The following is a 16646-nucleotide window of genomic DNA, read 5'->3' on the forward strand; positions in this document are numbered from 1 at the left end:
CCATAATGGGTGTGATAGGGCCTAAGCAGCGGTGTTTTTTGCCATATAAACCAACATCTACTTACTTTAGGGAAGCTTTGATTTCTTGGAGTATTCTGGCGTTGGTCGCAGACTCGGAGAAAACCTCTAGGATTTTTGGTTTGGGAGACTGTTCAAAAAAAACAGGAAGTGCCGAAAGCAACTCCTTTTCTTGCATCACGGACAGGTATTCAAAATCGTATTCCTTGGCCAGTGATTTGGCACTTAGGGACTGTTGGGTTTCGAAATATTCCTTTAGTTCGGGCAGGGAACTTGGTCCTTCAATTAGTCGAAAAATTCCACCTGCATGGTTGTTTAAGACGATAACGCGAAGATTGGGAAGGTTGTAGTTGTGCCAAAAGGCATTTCTATCGTAAAAAAACGCCATATCACCGGTAATCAAGGTTACGATTTCATGGGTTGTAAACGCACAGCCCACGGCGGTCGAACTAGATCCGTCAATTCCACTTGTTCCCCGATTGGCGATGATCTCAATATTTCTTGCTGCCATACCCAGGAAGCTTGCGTAGCGTACCGCCATGCTGTTGGCTAAATGGACCTTAGAAGGGCGGGGAAGGTGCCTAAAGCAGTGGTAGATTGCCTTGAATTCACCAAAGGAAGCATTTTGCATCGTACGATCCAACCGCTGTCCGATGCTTTTTTCCTCTTCTGTCCACTGGGAGGAAAAAGAACTGTCACTTTGGTATTCTTGGGCTATGAACCAGCGCAAAAAGGCCAATGGATCTGCGTATATGGCTTTGGTGAGTTTCTGATAGGGGTCAGGGATATAGCCTTGTGGCTGTATATGCCAATGATTTGCAACGGCGCTTCGTAGAAACTGCTTAAGGCTTTTGGATAAAAGGCTCTTTCCAAAAGTAATGATCAAATCCGGTTGTAAGCGGTCTTTGTCCAGTACGTTTGGCAAAAGGAAGTCTGGGTGCGAAATTGCCCCTTCAAATTGCTGGTTGGAAATCAGTTCGGAAATCACCACAGCCGAACGGGAGGAATGAATGTCCGCTAAGACTGCCGATAGCTGGATATCCGGTTTTTGATGGCCTGGAACGATTAGGATCCGTTTATGCATTTGCAGGTCATTGGCCAATTGGGAGAGTTGAGTTTCTGACAGGGCAGGGGTACCTCTCAGTACTTTTGAAACGGGGACATCCCGCGAGAAGTCAAACGTTTCGCCTTGCGAGGGGTAGAATGGTTCGCGTAACGGCACATTGATATGTACCGGGCCATTGGGGAAATCAGTTGCCTCCAAAATCGCCTCGTTTACCAACCGATGGAGGTGCCACAATTGGTCTTTGGATGCAAACGAATCGGGTAGCTCTAGGCTCCGCTTTACATGGCTTCCAAAAATTCCTCGCTGCCGGATCGTTTGGCCGTCCCACTGATCTATCCATTCAGGAGGTCTATCAGCCGTGATCACCAGCAGAGGGATATGTTGAAAAAATGCCTCCGCCACCGCTGGAGCGTAATTATAGGCGGCGGATCCGCTCGTACATACCAGTACCACCGGTATGCCCAGCTGTTGGGCCATTCCAAGTGCCATGAAGGCGGCGGACCGCTCATCGGATACCGTGCGGCAATGTATGTCAGGATGCCGGACAAATGCCAAAGAAATGGGGGCACAGCGGGAGCCTGGCGAGAGTACAGCCTCCGTTACGCCATGCCGCGCACAAATGCTGACCAAGTCACTAATGGCGTCTACTATCACGCTTCTGCGGGGTTAATGAGGTACTTTCGGATGATCTCACACTTCATCTCGGTCTCCTCCCATTCCTTCTCTGGGTCAGAGTCCTCGGTGATTCCAGCACCGGCGTATAAGATGGCGCTGTCGGCCATTATCTGCCCGCAACGAAGGTTTACATAAATCTCCGTTTCCTCTCCTATATTGACTGGCCCCAAGTAGCCCGCAAAAAAGCGTCGGTCAAACCCCTCATTTTCCGCTATAAAGGCCTTTGCGGCATCTTTGGGCATGCCACAAACAGCTGATGTCGGATGTAATAAATTCAACATGACAGACCCTAATTGAGGAAATCCGGTGGTTTCCATATCAACGAAGAAGTCGGATCTTAGGTGAAGGAGGTTACCTGCCATACTTGTTTTGGGGCCGATTTCATCGTATTCACGCAAGCGGATCTTTTTGAAACAGCTGACGATATACCGGCTTACCAAGGCTTGTTCCTCTATTTCCTTTTGAGTCCAAGCGGCTGTTTTTAGCGGGTTTTCGCCTACTGCTCGCTGGGTACCCGCCAGGGCCATGGTGTGAAAGGCAGCACCTTTGGTCTGAATAAGTATCTCGGGGGTTGCGCCTATCCAAGTGCCAACGCCCGGTATGTGAAAGAAGTTGACAAAGGAATTTGGGTAGGCATTGCAAAGCGCCAGAAAGGTCCCTATGAGATCAAAGCGGTCGTTTAATGGTAAATGCTTCGTCTTTGCAGCAACCACTTTAAACATCGACCCACCCGCAATAGCTTGCTTCGCTTTTTCTACCATGGTTAAAAATGCGGGCTTTTCAGTCTGCAACTCATTTGCTGCTAATTCAGTGTTAGTTTCTCGCTTTAATACATTCCAAATTTTGTCTTTTAATGGGGCTTCCTGATTGGAGGTCGGATGCATCAGGTGTTCCGGAAGAACGTGTGAAGTGTTTTGTGCCAAGTCTATGCTTAGATAGGTTTCCGCAGGTATAAAAAATGCCCGTTCATTCTCCAACCCGGAAAAAGGGTGTAAAATAAAACCGGAGGGTAATTTTTCGATTTCCGTGTCCACGTGTACGATATCACCGCTACTTTCTAGCACTATTTCCACTCTGGAGCACTTGGGCTTTCTCCAAACAGCTAACTGGAAGCGACTTTCCAGTGCGGTAAGGCATAGATTTTCCAAATAATCGGATGTGGTAAAAGTATTCGTTGCTGCTACGGTACTCATATTATTTTTTTTCCAGCACGGCAAGCGTGATCCGGCTGATGCAGGAAAGTTTGCCTTCTGGCGTGGTTATTTTTATCTCCCAAACTTGCGTTTTCTGGCCGAGGTGAACCGGCCTGACGGTTCCAGTCACAATCCCTTCTTTAACGGGTTTTAAGTGGTTGGCGTTGATTTCCAATCCCACACAGTAGTGTGTTTCCGGATTGATTGCCAGCATTCCCGCGACACTGCCAAGGGTTTCCGCAAGGGCCACATTGGCTCCTCCATGTAACAAGCCCAAAGGTTGTTTGGTTTTGTCACTGACGGGCATCTTGGCTTCTAGGAAGTCCTCGCCTACTGCCGTAAACGTGATGCCCAGATGCTCCACCATGGTGTTTCGACCCATTTTATTCAAAAAATCGAGGTCTGGTTTTGAAGTAAATAGCATGTTTTGTCCGATAAAAGCTTTTTCTTTGAACCTGAATTCAAAAATAAGTAAATCTTGAGCAGTAAAAAAATTTATGTAGTCCGTCACGGACAGACCGATTACAACCTGAGAGGCGTGGTGCAGGGTAGTGGGATTGATGCGCCGTTAAACCACACCGGACGTAGGCAAGCCGCTGCGTTTTTTGAACAAAACAAGCATCTGCCGATTGACTTTATTTACTATTCCGGACTTATTCGGACCCGTCAGTCCATTGAGCCCTTTTTGAACAAGGGGATTCCCAGCATCTCTATGCCGGAACTAAACGAAATCAGTTGGGGTAAGTACGAAGGCATACCCATGGATGAAAGCGGCCACCACCATTATCAGGATATGTTACGCCGATGGGCAAGTGGACAACTCGATTATAAGATTGAAGGAGGAGAATCACCTCTGCAAGTGGCAGATCGCTTATCTAGGGCAATGGATCACATTACCGGAAATGGGGGAGAAAACCTGCTCCTCTGCATGCACGGGCGGGCGATACGGATTTTGATGTGTTTATTATTAGAAAAACCACTGAAGGAGATGGATCAATTCAAGCACCAAAATCTGTGCTGCTACGAATTGCACTATCATCGTGACCAAGGATACGAATTGATCGGATATACCGGATCACCGGCTTAGTATCAAAGGGATAGTTTGACTGAGGCAATCCGTTTCTTATTGTTCGTTTTAGCTTCGTCAGTGGATTTGGAGAGGAGCTGCGCGTACATGTGATCGGTCTGTTTTAAGTCAATGATTCGAAAAGCAACCTCTTCCAGTTTAACCATTCGGTCATTTCCTAGGATCACCAATGCCTTTCCAATATCGCATTCATCCCAATCTTCAAAGGGAACGGTGATGAGTAAGGCAGCGTCCGAATTGCCAGAATAGGATTTCGTCTCGAAGTTATCCAGAAAAGTCAGTTCAATTTTCGCACTGCTGGTACGGTGCAGGCGCAGTTCACTTTTATTAAAAATCACCAAAAAGGTTTTTTCCTTCTTGTCTTTTGCTTCGGACAAGAAGGCTATTCCCAAAAAAAATATGATTGCCAACGTTTTTCTCATGGGTCTAATATATGTAAATATACTAAATCCAACAAGAAATGTTTTCGTATTACGGCGAATATAAAAAAAGCCCGATTTAAATCGGGCTTGGTATATTGAATTCTTACGCTCTACTTCGCTTTTTCTTTGTTCCGGTATCCTCTTCTACCTCCTCTTCCACACCGGCAAAAATCCGTCCGCAATGCTCGCAAACAATCAGTTTCTTCTTCTCTCTGATTTCCGCTTGTCTCTGAGGAGGTACGACATTGAAACAACCTCCGCATGCGCCCCGCTTCACCAACACGACCGCTAACCCATTCTTGGCATTCTGCCGAATTTTTTGGTAGCTTTTAAATAATCGCTCGTCTACCTTTTTGGAAGCTTTTTCTCGATCCGTTTTTAGTTTGTTTTCTTCAGATTCACTCTCTGAGATAATCACATCCAATTCCCCTTTTTTCTGATCCAAGTCGTGCTTGCGATCTTTGAGAACCTCTTTGACTTCTTCAATGTCCTTTTCCTTTTCTTCTATCCGATACTGCGCTTCTCCTATTTTCTTTTTGGAAACCTGAATTTCCAGATCCTGCAGTTCCAATTCCTTGGTGATGGCGTCGTACTCCCTATTGTTTCGGACGTTCATTTGCTGCTCTTGGTACTTTTTGATCAGCTTCTCGGATTCTTTGATTGCGTCTTTGTGTTTTTTGACTTCCTCGCCCAGACTTGCAATATCCGATTCGAATTTTGACAGGCGAGTCTCGTAACCCGCAATTTCGTCCTCTAAATCTTGAACTTCTTCGGGAAGCGCACCTCTGACTTTAAAAATTGCGTCTAATCTGGAATCTATGTTTTGAAGGTTAAGAATGGCTTCTAGTTTCTGTGCAACGGTACTTTCCATCAATTATAGGTAGCTTATGGGATTTGTGACTGCATTCGACAAATAGAGTGCAATATTAGTAAATTTCTCTGACAATTTGTCTTTCAATAGTTCTTTTGTAAAAAATTCACTTTCATAGTGCCCTATGTCCGCGATAATTAATTGGTTATCAGCATCGAAAAATTCGTGGTACTTTACATCAGCCGTGATGAACAGGTCTGCACCTGTCCGTTTCGCCGCTTCCAGCAAGAAAATGCCCGCCCCACCGCATAGGGCTACACGACGGATTGGCCTACCCAGCAGCTTGGTGTGACGAATGACTGAAAGATTCATCACGTTTTTTAGAAAGGCCAAAAAAGCCGTTTCCTCGACCTCCGTCTCCAGCTCTCCCAATATGCCGGCCCCTACCTCCTGATTTTCATTTTCCAACGTATGAAGGTAATAAGCTACTTCCTCGTAAGGGTGCACTTGACGCAGTTTGGCCAAGATACGTCCCTTTAGGTGACTGGGGAAGAGTATTTCGACACGATCCTCGGATACCTCCTCCGAAAGCCCCGGTTTACCGACTGTTGGATTTGCCTTTTCTGTTGGCAAAAATGTTCCGACGCCGTTCACTCGAAAGCTACAGTTCTTGTACGCGCCGATTTCTCCCGCTCCGGCTTCAAACAGCCCCTTCAATACCTGCGCAGTGTGTGCAGCAGGAATAAAGGTGACCATCTTGGACAGAACACCAGATTTTGGAGATAGTATACGGGTATTTTTCAAACCGATTTTTTCGGCTATCTTGGAATTTACACCTCCCAAGATGTGATCCAGGTTGGTATGGATCGCATAAATTGCGATATCCTCTTTGATGGCTTTGATTATCGTTCGCTCCACGTAGTTTTTTCCCGTGAGACTTTTTAACCCCTTAAATACGATGGGATGATGTGCAATGATCAGGTTGCAGCCTTTTTCAATTGCCTCGGCGACTACCTCTTGCGTGGCATCTAATGTACAGAGAATGCCGGTCACCTCAGCATCCGGATTTCCTACGATCAATTGCGCATTATCATACGACTCTTGGTAGGCTGGGGGTGCCCAGGTTTCCAAGTAGGATATCACGTCCCTTATAAAATAAACCATATATTTGCCCTTGTTTATCAATCAAAGCTAGCAAAAATCTTCCAATGCGCTTTTACGATCCCCTTCTTTATCCCCTGGCTGCCCTGTATTCCCTGGCAACGGGATGGAGAAATCACCTTTTTGAAATAGGATCCAAGAAGAGTACATCCTTCACCGTACCGGTAATTGTGGTAGGTAATCTTTCGGTTGGAGGTACAGGAAAGACACCGGCGGTGGAATACTTGATCAGGAATTTGCAGGATCGATTTCAACTTGCAGTGATCAGCCGGGGCTATAAACGCAAAACCTCAGGGTTTCTGCTAGCTGACACCACAGTGAGTCCCGAGGATATAGGGGATGAACCGTTTCAGATATTTCGAAAATTCGGCAATAGGGTAGCTGTTGCGGTGGGGGAGTCTAGGGCTTTGGCTATCACGCATGTGTTAGCTGAACGTCCGGAAACGGAAATCATTCTTTTGGACGATGCGTTTCAGCATCGCTATGTAAAGCCCGATCTTTCGATCTTACTGACCACATTTCGCAAGCCTTTTTTTGAAGACCGCATTCTGCCCTTGGGTACGCTTCGGGAAAGTAGAAAAGGAGCAGGACGGGCTGACCTCGTGGTGGTAACGAAATGCCCCTCCACAATGACTGAGGACAAAAAAGAGGCTTACCGTAGCGAAATTAGTACCTACGCCCAACAGGGAGCACCGGTTATCTTTGCCGGTATTCGGTATGGAGCACCATTTCGGATCTCCGGAGGTCCCAGTACCATTGGAAGGGCCGTGATTGTCGTGACTGGAATTGCTTCGAACCAGGATTTTCTGGAGGAGGTGCGTAAAAATCACGAGGTATTGGAGGTACGGGATTACCCCGATCATCACCGATATCGTGCCTCGGATATCAAGGACATGGTAGCGCTGTACAGCAAACACATCGCCAAGCAGCCATGCCTGCTTACGACCGAGAAGGATGCGGTTAAATTTAACGTGCCTCAATTTCTTCCTTTTTGGACAGAAATCCCCATTTTTGCGTTACCTATGGAGATGGATTTGTCCGAGGCGGACCGACGGATGATAACGACAATGGTTTTGGATACGGTGAAAAAAAAGAACAACCCGGGTGAATAGCAAGCAGCTCTTATTTTTTCTGTGGATGTTGGCCTTTTGGGGGCTTTCGGCATATGCACAACAAATACCCCAAGGTCAGCAACAGGGGCAGCAAAGACCTCCCCAAGGTGGTGAAGATGGGGACTCTCCGAGAAGAGGACTATTGGACGACTCTACGAAGATGGTGTATGGACCCAAGACGTCGTTGTTTTACTACGAGAAATTCCTTCGATACAATCGGTTCGAGCAAGTGGAGATAGATACTTCCCTGACTGGATTTCACAACTACGAGCCTGTGGCCAATACCTGGTACAAATACCAGGATTTGGGAAATTTAGGCAGTGCAGCCAAACCGGTGTTTTATGAAGTGCCCCGGCAGATAGGCCGCAGCTCGGGGTTTCATGCCTACGATATCTACCATAATTCCGCCGACAGCATCCGGTATTTTAACACCAAATCCCCCTATACCCAGCTCAATGCGTTTTTTGGAGGGGGTAACAGAAATAAGCTTGATATTGCATTTACCAGAAACATCACGCCTAAGTGGAATGTAGGGATTAATTTTGGTACCATCCGTGCCCGTAAGATGCTGAACCCTACCCGGCGGGATGACAATATGGTAGTGAACGATTCCTACTCGTTCCACACGAATTATCGGTCAGACAATGACAAGTATTTCCTGCTTGGCGCTTTCACGCGCATGAAACATCGTGTCAATGAACAGGGAGGCATCATCCCACCGGAAATAGACAGTACTTCTCTGTACTTTACTTATGAGGACTCAAAGGTCTGGCTTCGGAATTCTCGGGCATCTGACTTAAGGCAGGAATACAAGATTTATCACCAATATGAAATTTTAAAGGGTTGGCAAGCCTATCATGTATTTGACAAAAAGAAGCAGGAAGTAACCTTCTTCTCCCGTCTGTCAAGCAGTGATTCTTTGTTTTTCAATTCCAATAGATTTCACTCTTCCGACACCACACTGTTGCATAGCAAACGGGACACCACCAACAACCACCATCATTTTTCGGAATGGAAGAATGAAATAGGGTTTAAGGGTGATTTTGGCCCGGTCTACTACAATGCGTACTTGAAATTGCGGACTGGCAGAATGGCGAGCCGCTTTTTCGAAAGCAATAATTCCTTTACGGAACTTTATCTGGGCGGTGCCCTGCGGGGTGAAATCAATGAGAAATGGTCTTTCGAAGCGGAAGGAGAGTACTTGGTGCCGGATGGGTACCGCATTCACGGGCTTTTTGTGTCCCCGTTCATTGATCTGAGCTATACCAAGGCCTTGTATCGACCGATGTTGGCCCAAGAGCGGTATAGGGGCAACCATTTTCGCTGGGACCATTCCTTCTCTAGTATAGGTGTGGACCAGGCGAAAGGGGTGATCAAGGTGGATCTTCCGAATTTTCGCCTACGACCTAATTTGACCATCAATCGGATCAACAACTACATTTATTACAATCAAGAGGCGCTTCCTACGCAAGCCACAGGAGAGGCCTTTATGGTCATGCCAGGAGTGAATTACCACCTCATCCTTTCGGGTAAATTTCATTGGCAGACCGAATTGGTATACACCGCCATTACCGGTGGTGCGGCAGATGCCTTCCGAATCCCGGATATCTTCGCCAATACCCGCTTCTTTTTTGATGGACCTTTGTTTGATGACAACATCTATGTACAGCTGGGCCTGGAGGGGAGGTACCGCAGTGATAACTTGGCAGATGCCTACATGCCCTCTACGCAGCAGTTTTACCTGCAGGATCAGTTCAATGTATACGCCTATCCTGTGGTGGATGTCTTTCTCAATTTTCGCATTAACCGTACGAGGGTCCTTTTTAGGTACAATCACCTGAATGCGGGCATGATGGAACAAAATGGGTATTTTGTGACCCCCTATTTCACCGGTTTGAAACAGAGCTTGGATTTAGGGATCACCTGGGCTTTCTTCGATTAATAGGATGGATTGGAAAGAGACTACCAAACAAAAAATGTTGCGCCTCCAATTGCCGACCGATCCGCGTTGGATAGATGTGGCAAAAATGAGCCTCGCGGATATACTCGTAGACCATGCGTATTGCGAACAAAAGGCGGCTTCTTCCTGTATTTCCCTCATTGTCAGGTTTCCTGAGCTGGAAAAGTTGGTTGAAGTGTTGACTCCCGTGGTAGCGGAGGAATGGGAACACTTTGACCGGGTAATGAAGCAATTAAAAAAGCGTGGCATACCCTTTGGTAAACCTAGAAAGGATGAATATGTGGCCAAGTTGCAGCAGTTTATTCGAAAGGGTGGCAGCCGGATGGAGCACCTGACTGAGCATCTGCTGATGAACGCCCTTATCGAAGCGAGGAGCTGTGAGCGGTTCAAGATTCTCTGGAAAAACCTCGAAGACGAAGAATTAAAGGCCTTTTACTATGAGCTGATGGTCTCAGAGGCAGGCCACTATGTAAACTTCATCGACTTGGCCAAAACCTACTACCCCAAGGAAAAGGTGGACAGACGCTGGAGTGAATGGCTTGCGTTTGAGAAGGAGGTACTGCAAGATCTGGAAATTAGGGGGGACCGCATGCATTGATATTTTACAGATTTTCGTATTATTAGGCTATTAAAATTCGAAATGAAGTGAGAAATGTTCTAAACTGAACGATAGATGAATTTGTTCGAAAACATTCAGGAGGCACTACGGTCGGTTCAAACCAACCTATTAAGAACCATTCTTACTGGTTTGATCATTGCGGTAGGCATCACTTCCTTGGTGGGGATGCTCACGGCCATTGATGCCATGAAAGCTCAGATAGAGGAAAGCCTTTCTGGATTTGGTTCCAACAACTTCAATTTGCGGTCTCGTGGCGTCTCAGGAGGTAGGGCAACCACCGCAGGCGTAGCAGAAAAAAATTACGCCCCCATCACCTACCGGGAAGCGGTCAATTTTCAGCAAAAATACAATGAAAGGGGAATATCCACTGTGACCACCTTTGTGGGAGGCTCGGTAGAGGTAAAGCGCAAATCCAAGAAAACCAACCCCAATAGCCGAATCACGGGTGGCGACGAACACTATTTTTTAATCAATGGTATCCAAGTAGAAAGAGGACGGAATTTTAGCAGCGTGGAGCAGCAGTACGGCAACAATGTATGCATCATCGGAACCGAGATCGTCAAGACGCTTTTTTCAGCGGAAGAAGATCCCATCAACGATTACATTTCTTTCTTTGGACGGAGGTATACAATCGTGGGCGTGATGGAAGAACAGGGAGGCGTAGGCGGCGATACAGGAGCCGATAGAGCGATCATTATTCCCTTGCTGAATGCAAAGAATCTGGATACACGGGGTACTTTTCGTTACACGATTACGGTCACCACCTCAGATCCGCTCAAGATGGAATATGAAATGGGTCAGGCTACCGGGATGATGCGAAGTGTGCGGGGCGATGGCGTAGGGATGGAGGAGTCATTTGAAGTAGTGAAATCGCAGACACTCGGTGAGCGATTAGAAGAGATTGCCGGTTTTTTGCGGATAGGAGGGTTTGGCATTGGTTTTATCACTTTATTGGGTGCAGCAATCGGTCTGATGAACATCATGCTGGTTTCCGTGACTGAGCGCACCCGGGAGATAGGGATTCGTAAGGCGCTGGGAGCAACGCCACTTCGAATACGTCAGCAATTTTTAATAGAAGCCATTGTCATATGTATACTGGGCGGTATTTTAGGGGTAATCTTAGGAATCTCGATAGGGAATGTAGTAGGTAACCTAGTAGGGCCAGGAGGCTTTATTATCCCTTGGCTTTGGATTATAGTAGCGTTCTGTATATGTGTCTTGGTAGGGTTGCTTTCCGGCTACATTCCAGCGTACAAGGCCAGTCGACTGGATCCTATAGAATCTTTAAGATACGAGTAAAAGAAATATCATGAATGACCATACGTACGATGCGATAGTATTGGGTTCAGGAATCAGCGGGGGCTGGGCTGCTAAGGAGTTATGTGAAAAAGGGCTTAAGACCCTCGTGCTAGAACGTGGTAGAAACGTGGTTCACAAGGAAGATTATCCAACCATGCATACCCATCCTTGGGAATTCCCGCTAAGGGGTGCTATGCCTTTGTCCGTTCGAGAGGAAAACCCGGTGGTGTCCCGTTGTTATGCATTTCGCGATGATGCAGATCATTTTTTTGTGAAGGACAAGGAACACCCCTATGTGCAGGACAAGCCCTTCGACTGGATTAGAGGCTATCAGGTGGGAGGGAAGTCCCTGCTTTGGGCGCGACAGGTTCAGCGATGGAGTAAATACGATTTTGAAGGGCCGGGGAGAGATGGGTTTGCAGTGGATTGGCCCATTCGATACGACGACCTGGCACCTTGGTACAGCTACGTGGAGCGGTTTGTTGGCGTCAGTGGAAATAAGGACGGATTAGACACACTCCCTGATGGCGAATTTTTGCCTGCTTGGGAGATGAATAAAATGGAAAGGGACATTCAGCAGCGAATATTGGCCGCATATCCCGATCGCAAATTTGTAATCGGTCGCTGTGCGCATCTCACCGAACCCGCCGAACACCATATCCGGTTGGGAAGAGGTCAGTGCATGGCACGAAGCCTGTGCCAAAGAGGGTGTCCTTTCGGGGCTTATTTTAGCTCCAATGCGGCCACCTTGCCTGCCGCTACATTAACCGGCAATTTGACGGTGCGCCCTCATTCAGTCGTGCACTCCCTGATTTATGACGATCAAAAAGAAAAAGTAACCGGAGTTCGGGTGATCGATTCCGAAACGCTTGAGGCTACGGAGTATTTTGCCGAGGTCATCTTTGTAAATGCCTCTGCGTTGAATTCGAACCTGATTTTGCTGAATTCGACTTCTGATCGCTTTCCAAATGGGCTTGGCAACGACAATGGGTTGTTGGGCAAATACATCGCTTTTCACAATTACCGGGGGAGCTTATCTGCCAGTTCAGACAGACATCTGGATTCCTATTATTACGGTAGAAGGCCCACTGCCGTGATGCTGCCAAATTTTAGAAATGTCAAAAAGCAGGAGATGGAATTTCTTCGCGGATATATGACTTTTTATTCTGCCAGCCGCAAGGGATGGGGTGGGGCAAGAAACGAGGCTTTTGGTCCGGGCTTCAAAGAGGCAAACTCGGAACTGGGAGATTGGTCCGTTTACATGATGATGCAGGGGGAAACCATTCCCAAAGAAGAAAGCCGCGTTTATCTGGATACAAACCAAGCGGACAAATGGGGCATGCCTCTTTTGCGGGTAGACGTGGGTTACGACGACAATGATGAAAAATCGTTGAAGGACTTTTTGGAGCAGGGGGCTGCCATGCTTGAAAAGGCGGGCTGCTATGGTATTACTACGCGCGATAGCAAGCAGGCGCCAGGATTGGATATCCACGAGATGGGTGGCGTACGCATGGGCAGGGATCCGAAAACCTCACTGCTGAACGGGTGGAACCAAATGCACCTCTGCAAAAACGTGTTTGTAACCGATGGAGCCTGCATGACGTCTACCGGTACCCAAAATCCATCCATTACCTACATGGCACTGACCGCTAGAGCGGTGGATTACGCCGTTTCCGAACTGAAGAAGGGCAATATAAAGTAGTTAAGTCGAAAATTCTATATAGCATTTGCTTGGACACAGCTTGGCTGAGAGTCATGTGTATGACGTTACTTTAAAGGTAACCAGTCTGTTTAGAGAAGGAAACAACATCCATCACAAGACAAGGACACCTTCGACCTCCTGTTTTTTGTAGGTCACTTACTTAAAATAAAATTCATAAAATACCGGATAGTCAGAGAAATTCACTTAATTTTGTAGCGTCATTACAAAGAAATAAATTCTGAAAACGCTAATAAAAGATATTACACAGATCCAAACCGGGCTCTTCGCCAAGCCTTCCGGTGATGGCGATTTGGTGTATTTGCAGTCCCGGTATTTTGACGAAAATGGGGACTTGCATGCTGTTTTGCACCCCGATCTGAAAGCGGAGGAGGTAGCTCAAAAGCACCTGCTGAAACACGGAGATGTGCTCTTTGCCGCCAAAGGAACCAAAAACTTTGCGGCTGTCTTTGAAAACCACAACGAACCGGCAGTAGCTTCCACTTCGTTTTTTGTTATAAGGCTTACCAACAACGATGTATTGCCTCAGTACTTGGCCTGGTTTCTGAATAACCACAGCACGCAGTCACTTTTAAAGGCAAAAGCCATAGGCACCTCCATCCCATCCATTTCAAAGCAAGTGCTGGAGCAGCTTGAAATACAAGTGCCGGACCTCAAAACCCAAAACACCATCCTGCAAATCACAAAGCTCCGAAACAGGGAAAAGTCCCTGAAGCACCAAATAGAATCACTGCGGGAAATCCAAATTCAACAACTCCTCATTAACGCATTTAGTAAATAATATGGCCAGAATTACCCAGAAAGACATAAACGATGCAGTTTGGAAAGCTTGCGACACCTTTAGAGGCAGCATTGACCCAAGCGTTTACAAAGACTATGTACTTACCATGCTGTTTTTGAAATACCTCAGCGATGTGCATGACGATAAAATGGAAGGCTACCTGAAAAAGTACAACGGTGATGTGGAACGTGCCAAACGTGCCATGCAGCACGAACGTTTTATTGTGCCGGAGCACAGCCATTTTAAATTTTTATATGATTCCAGAAATGAGAGCAACATTGGCGAACTCATCAATATTGCATTAACCGACTTGGAAGAAGCTAACCGGGAGAAACTGTACAGTGAAGACGGTGCAGGGATATTCCAAAACATTGACTTTAACAGCAGCAAAATGGGAGAGCCAAAAGATAAAAACCAACGCTTGAAAACGTTGCTGATTGACTTCAACTCAGACAAACTGGATTTGCGTCCTTCGCATTTGGGAGGCGCGGATATCATCGGAGGTGCGTACGAATTTCTAATCGCAAACTTTGCCAGCGATGCAGGCAAAAAGGCAGGGGAATTTTTTACACCCTCCGAGGTATCCACCCTTTTGGCCAAACTCACCAAAAGCAAACCCGGTTCCCGTATCTGTGACCCTACCTGTGGTTCAGGATCCTTGCTGATAAAAGCCGGAAACGAAGTAGGCTCCGACAATTTTTCTTTGTACGGGCAAGAAGCCAACGGCAGCACCTGGGCCTTGGCAGTCATGAATATGTTTTTGCATGGCTTTGATAATGCCACCATCCGCTGGGGGGATACCATCCGCAATCCCAAGCTGAAAGAAGGCGACACACTGATGAAGTTTGACACGGTCGTGGCTAACCCTCCTTTTTCCCTGGATAAATGGGGAAAGGTGGAGGATAAAGACGGGGAGAAAACCACCATCACTTGGGATCCGGAAACGGACCGATACAATCGCTTCTGGCGAGGAATTCCTCCCAAAAGCAAAGGAGACTGGGCCTTTATCTCCCACATGATCGAGACGACTTATGAGGGAAGGGGAAAAGTCGGCGTGGTCGTGCCTCACGGAGTGCTGTTTCGGGGAAGTTCAGAAGGGAAAATCCGTCAAAAAACCATCGAAGAAAATTTGCTCGAAGCCGTAATCGGGCTGCCTGCCAACCTCTTTTTTGGTACCGGTATTCCAGCTGCCATCCTGGTTTTCAACAAAGCCAGAACAGTAGGGCCGGACACCGAGCGAAGTCGAAGTGTCCTCTTTATCGATGCTTCCCAGCATTACGAAGCGGCCAAAAACCAAAACAAACTTCGTGAGTCTGATATCACCCACATCGTAGATACCTATCGGGACTTTCAGGCAGGGAAGTTTCAGCCGGGCGTAGTGCAGGATAAGTATAGCTATGTGGCCACCTTTGACGAGATCAAAGAAAATGACTTCAATCTCAATATCCCCCGCTATGTGGACACCTTCGAGGAAGAGCCTGAGGTGGATATTGCAGCCGTGCAGCAGGAGATCGATAAGCTAGAAATTGAATTAAAAGAGGTTCAGGCTGAAATGGATCGGTATCTCAAAGAACTCATGGGCTAAGTATGGAAAGCAGCAGCATCTTAATCTATCAGACCGAAGACGGGAAAACCAAAATAGAAACCCGGCTGGAAAATGAGACGGTATGGCTGACCCAAGCCCAGCTTTGTGAGCTTTTTCAAAAATCCAAATCCACGATTAGTGAGCATATCAAAAATATTTTCGAAGAAGGCGAATTGGATGAGATCTCAGTTGTTCGGAATTTCCGAACAACTGCCGCTGATGGCAAAGGCTACGAGACGAATTACTATAATCTTGACGTGATCATCTCAGTCGGCTATCGGGTGAAGAGCCTTCAGGGCACCAAATTCCGTCAATGGGCTACGGCAAGATTGAGAGAATACCTGATCAAAGGCTTTACCCTCAATGACGAACTTCTCAAACAGGCCGGAGGAGGGAATTATTTCGATGAACTTCTGGCCCGCATCCGCGACATACGGAGTAGCGAAAAAGTCTTCTGGAGAAAGGTCTTGGATATCTATGCCACCAGCATTGATTATGACCCAAAAAGTGAGCTTTCGGTGCTGTTTTTTCAGACTGTCCAAAACAAAATGCACTGGGCTGCTCATGGACATACTGCTGCCGAACTGATCTACAAACGGATCGATGCCTCCAAACCCAATCTGGGTCTGACCAATTTCAAAGGAGTAAAGCCCACCAAGCAGGAGCTGGAAATCGCGAAGAATTACCTCAATGCCGAAGAACTGAATATCCTCAATCGGATGGTAACGGCCTATTTGGAATTGGCAGAGCTGCAGGCACTCAATCGCAAGCCGATGTATATGAAAGACTGGATTGCCCGACTGGATGATTTCCTTCGCATGACCGGAAATGAAATCCTCGATCATGCAGGCAAAATCAGTCATCAACAGATGCTGGAAAAGGCTCAGCAGGAATATGAAAAATACAAAGCGCTCACTGCTTCTGATCTCAGTGAAGCAGAAAAGCACTTTGTAAATTACCTGGAGACGGAAACCCAAAAACTGCCCAAATCCAAGAAAGACTAAAACCTAACCAACGAACCTATAGATTGAAAACATGATTGCAAAGAATTAACTTGCCGAAAATCAGAAATATGTAGAAATACTTTTTTCTTGTCTCTTTGCAGAAAAGTCAATAAATCATTACCCCTTTCATTTT

15 protein-coding genes are annotated in these 16646 nt (G+C 46.7%); 9 read left to right on the plus strand and 6 right to left on the minus strand.

The features are described from left to right. Positions 1-61: 61 nt before the first annotated feature. Genes menD through IAQ59_RS15115 form a run of 3 tightly spaced genes read right to left on the minus strand, consistent with a single transcriptional unit; the run spans position 62 to position 3376 of the window. The gene (gene menD / locus IAQ59_RS15105; RefSeq protein ID WP_209331668.1) at positions 62-1738 is read right to left on the minus strand and encodes a 2-succinyl-5-enolpyruvyl-6-hydroxy-3-cyclohexene-1-carboxylic-acid synthase; all 1677 of its coding nucleotides are present in this window, start codon (positions 1736-1738) and stop codon (positions 62-64) included. Beyond that, complete coding sequence (locus tag IAQ59_RS15110) at positions 1735-2952, minus strand: chorismate-binding protein (protein ID WP_209331669.1); 1218 nt, start codon at positions 2950-2952, stop codon at positions 1735-1737. Before IAQ59_RS15110 ends, menD begins: the two co-directional genes overlap by 4 nt. A 1-nt stretch (position 2953) precedes the next feature. Beyond that, positions 2954-3376, minus strand: a complete 423-nt coding sequence (locus tag IAQ59_RS15115) for a hotdog fold thioesterase (protein ID WP_209331670.1) — start codon at positions 3374-3376, stop codon at positions 2954-2956. A 54-nt stretch (positions 3377-3430) separates the two neighbouring features. Here IAQ59_RS15115 and IAQ59_RS15120 point away from each other — a divergent pair, with 54 nt between their 5' ends. Further along, positions 3431-4039: a histidine phosphatase family protein gene (locus IAQ59_RS15120; protein WP_209331671.1), complete on the plus strand. Its 609-nt coding sequence runs from the start codon at positions 3431-3433 to the stop codon at positions 4037-4039. A gap of 2 nt (positions 4040-4041) precedes the next feature. Here the strand turns inward: IAQ59_RS15120 and IAQ59_RS15125 are convergent, their stop codons facing one another. From IAQ59_RS15125 to IAQ59_RS15135, 3 genes are all read right to left on the minus strand, one after another. Continuing rightward, positions 4042-4461, minus strand: coding sequence for a hypothetical protein (locus IAQ59_RS15125; protein WP_209331672.1), 420 nt, complete (start codon positions 4459-4461; stop codon positions 4042-4044). A 103-nt stretch (positions 4462-4564) separates the two neighbouring features. Next, on the minus strand, positions 4565-5332 hold the full coding sequence (locus IAQ59_RS15130) for a zinc ribbon domain-containing protein (protein ID WP_209331673.1): 768 nt from the start codon (positions 5330-5332) through the stop codon (positions 4565-4567). A gap of 3 nt (positions 5333-5335) precedes the next feature. After that, positions 5336-6436, minus strand: a complete 1101-nt coding sequence (locus IAQ59_RS15135) for a Nif3-like dinuclear metal center hexameric protein (protein ID WP_209331674.1) — start codon at positions 6434-6436, stop codon at positions 5336-5338. A gap of 44 nt (positions 6437-6480) precedes the next feature. On the opposite strand from IAQ59_RS15135, the gene lpxK reads away from it, so the two are divergent. From lpxK to IAQ59_RS15175, 8 genes are all read left to right on the plus strand, one after another. Next, positions 6481-7545, plus strand: coding sequence for a tetraacyldisaccharide 4'-kinase (gene lpxK / locus IAQ59_RS15140; RefSeq protein ID WP_209331675.1), 1065 nt, complete (start codon positions 6481-6483; stop codon positions 7543-7545). Between the two features lie 25 nt (positions 7546-7570). Then, positions 7571-9487, plus strand: a complete 1917-nt coding sequence (locus tag IAQ59_RS15145; RefSeq protein WP_209331761.1) for a putative porin — start codon at positions 7571-7573, stop codon at positions 9485-9487. A gap of 4 nt (positions 9488-9491) precedes the next feature. Next, positions 9492-10103 carry a MiaE family protein gene (locus tag IAQ59_RS15150; protein WP_209331676.1) on the plus strand — a complete coding sequence of 204 codons (612 nt, stop codon included), beginning with the start codon at positions 9492-9494 and terminating at the stop codon, positions 10101-10103. Between the two features lie 75 nt (positions 10104-10178). Next, positions 10179-11423, plus strand: coding sequence for an ABC transporter permease (locus tag IAQ59_RS15155; protein ID WP_209331677.1), 1245 nt, complete (start codon positions 10179-10181; stop codon positions 11421-11423). A gap of 10 nt (positions 11424-11433) precedes the next feature. Beyond that, the gene (locus IAQ59_RS15160) at positions 11434-13125 is read left to right on the plus strand and encodes a GMC oxidoreductase (protein ID WP_209331678.1); all 1692 of its coding nucleotides are present in this window, start codon (positions 11434-11436) and stop codon (positions 13123-13125) included. A gap of 313 nt (positions 13126-13438) precedes the next feature. After that, positions 13439-13924 carry a restriction endonuclease subunit S gene (locus tag IAQ59_RS15165; RefSeq protein ID WP_342450716.1) on the plus strand — a complete coding sequence of 162 codons (486 nt, stop codon included), beginning with the start codon at positions 13439-13441 and terminating at the stop codon, positions 13922-13924. Position 13925: 1 nt separating this feature from the next. After that, positions 13926-15509 (plus strand): type I restriction-modification system subunit M, encoded by a 1584-nt coding sequence (locus IAQ59_RS15170; protein ID WP_209331680.1) that lies wholly within the window; start codon positions 13926-13928, stop codon positions 15507-15509. 2 nt (positions 15510-15511) lie between these two features. Next, complete coding sequence (locus tag IAQ59_RS15175) at positions 15512-16513, plus strand: virulence RhuM family protein (protein WP_209331681.1); 1002 nt, start codon at positions 15512-15514, stop codon at positions 16511-16513. Positions 16514-16646: the final 133 nt, after the last annotated feature.

This window comes from Lunatimonas salinarum (assembly GCF_017811155.1).
In the GTDB taxonomy this organism is placed as follows: domain Bacteria; phylum Bacteroidota; class Bacteroidia; order Cytophagales; family Cyclobacteriaceae; genus Lunatimonas; species Lunatimonas salinarum.

Coding starts and splice junctions, on each gene's coding strand:
- IAQ59_RS15110 (WP_209331669.1), bottom strand. CDS start 2,952: ATGAGTACCGTAGCAGCAACGAATACTTTTACCACATCCGATTATTTG.
- IAQ59_RS15115 (WP_209331670.1), bottom strand. CDS start 3,376: ATGCTATTTACTTCAAAACCAGACCTCGATTTTTTGAATAAAATGGGT.
- IAQ59_RS15125 (WP_209331672.1), bottom strand. CDS start 4,461: ATGAGAAAAACGTTGGCAATCATATTTTTTTTGGGAATAGCCTTCTTG.
- IAQ59_RS15130 (WP_209331673.1), bottom strand. CDS start 5,332: ATGGAAAGTACCGTTGCACAGAAACTAGAAGCCATTCTTAACCTTCAA.
- IAQ59_RS15135 (WP_209331674.1), bottom strand. CDS start 6,436: ATGGTTTATTTTATAAGGGACGTGATATCCTACTTGGAAACCTGGGCA.
- lpxK (WP_209331675.1), top strand. CDS start 6,481: ATGCGCTTTTACGATCCCCTTCTTTATCCCCTGGCTGCCCTGTATTCC.
- IAQ59_RS15145 (WP_209331761.1), top strand. CDS start 7,571: ATGTTGGCCTTTTGGGGGCTTTCGGCATATGCACAACAAATACCCCAA.
- IAQ59_RS15150 (WP_209331676.1), top strand. CDS start 9,492: ATGGATTGGAAAGAGACTACCAAACAAAAAATGTTGCGCCTCCAATTG.
- IAQ59_RS15155 (WP_209331677.1), top strand. CDS start 10,179: ATGAATTTGTTCGAAAACATTCAGGAGGCACTACGGTCGGTTCAAACC.
- IAQ59_RS15160 (WP_209331678.1), top strand. CDS start 11,434: ATGAATGACCATACGTACGATGCGATAGTATTGGGTTCAGGAATCAGC.
- IAQ59_RS15170 (WP_209331680.1), top strand. CDS start 13,926: ATGGCCAGAATTACCCAGAAAGACATAAACGATGCAGTTTGGAAAGCT.
- IAQ59_RS15175 (WP_209331681.1), top strand. CDS start 15,512: ATGGAAAGCAGCAGCATCTTAATCTATCAGACCGAAGACGGGAAAACC.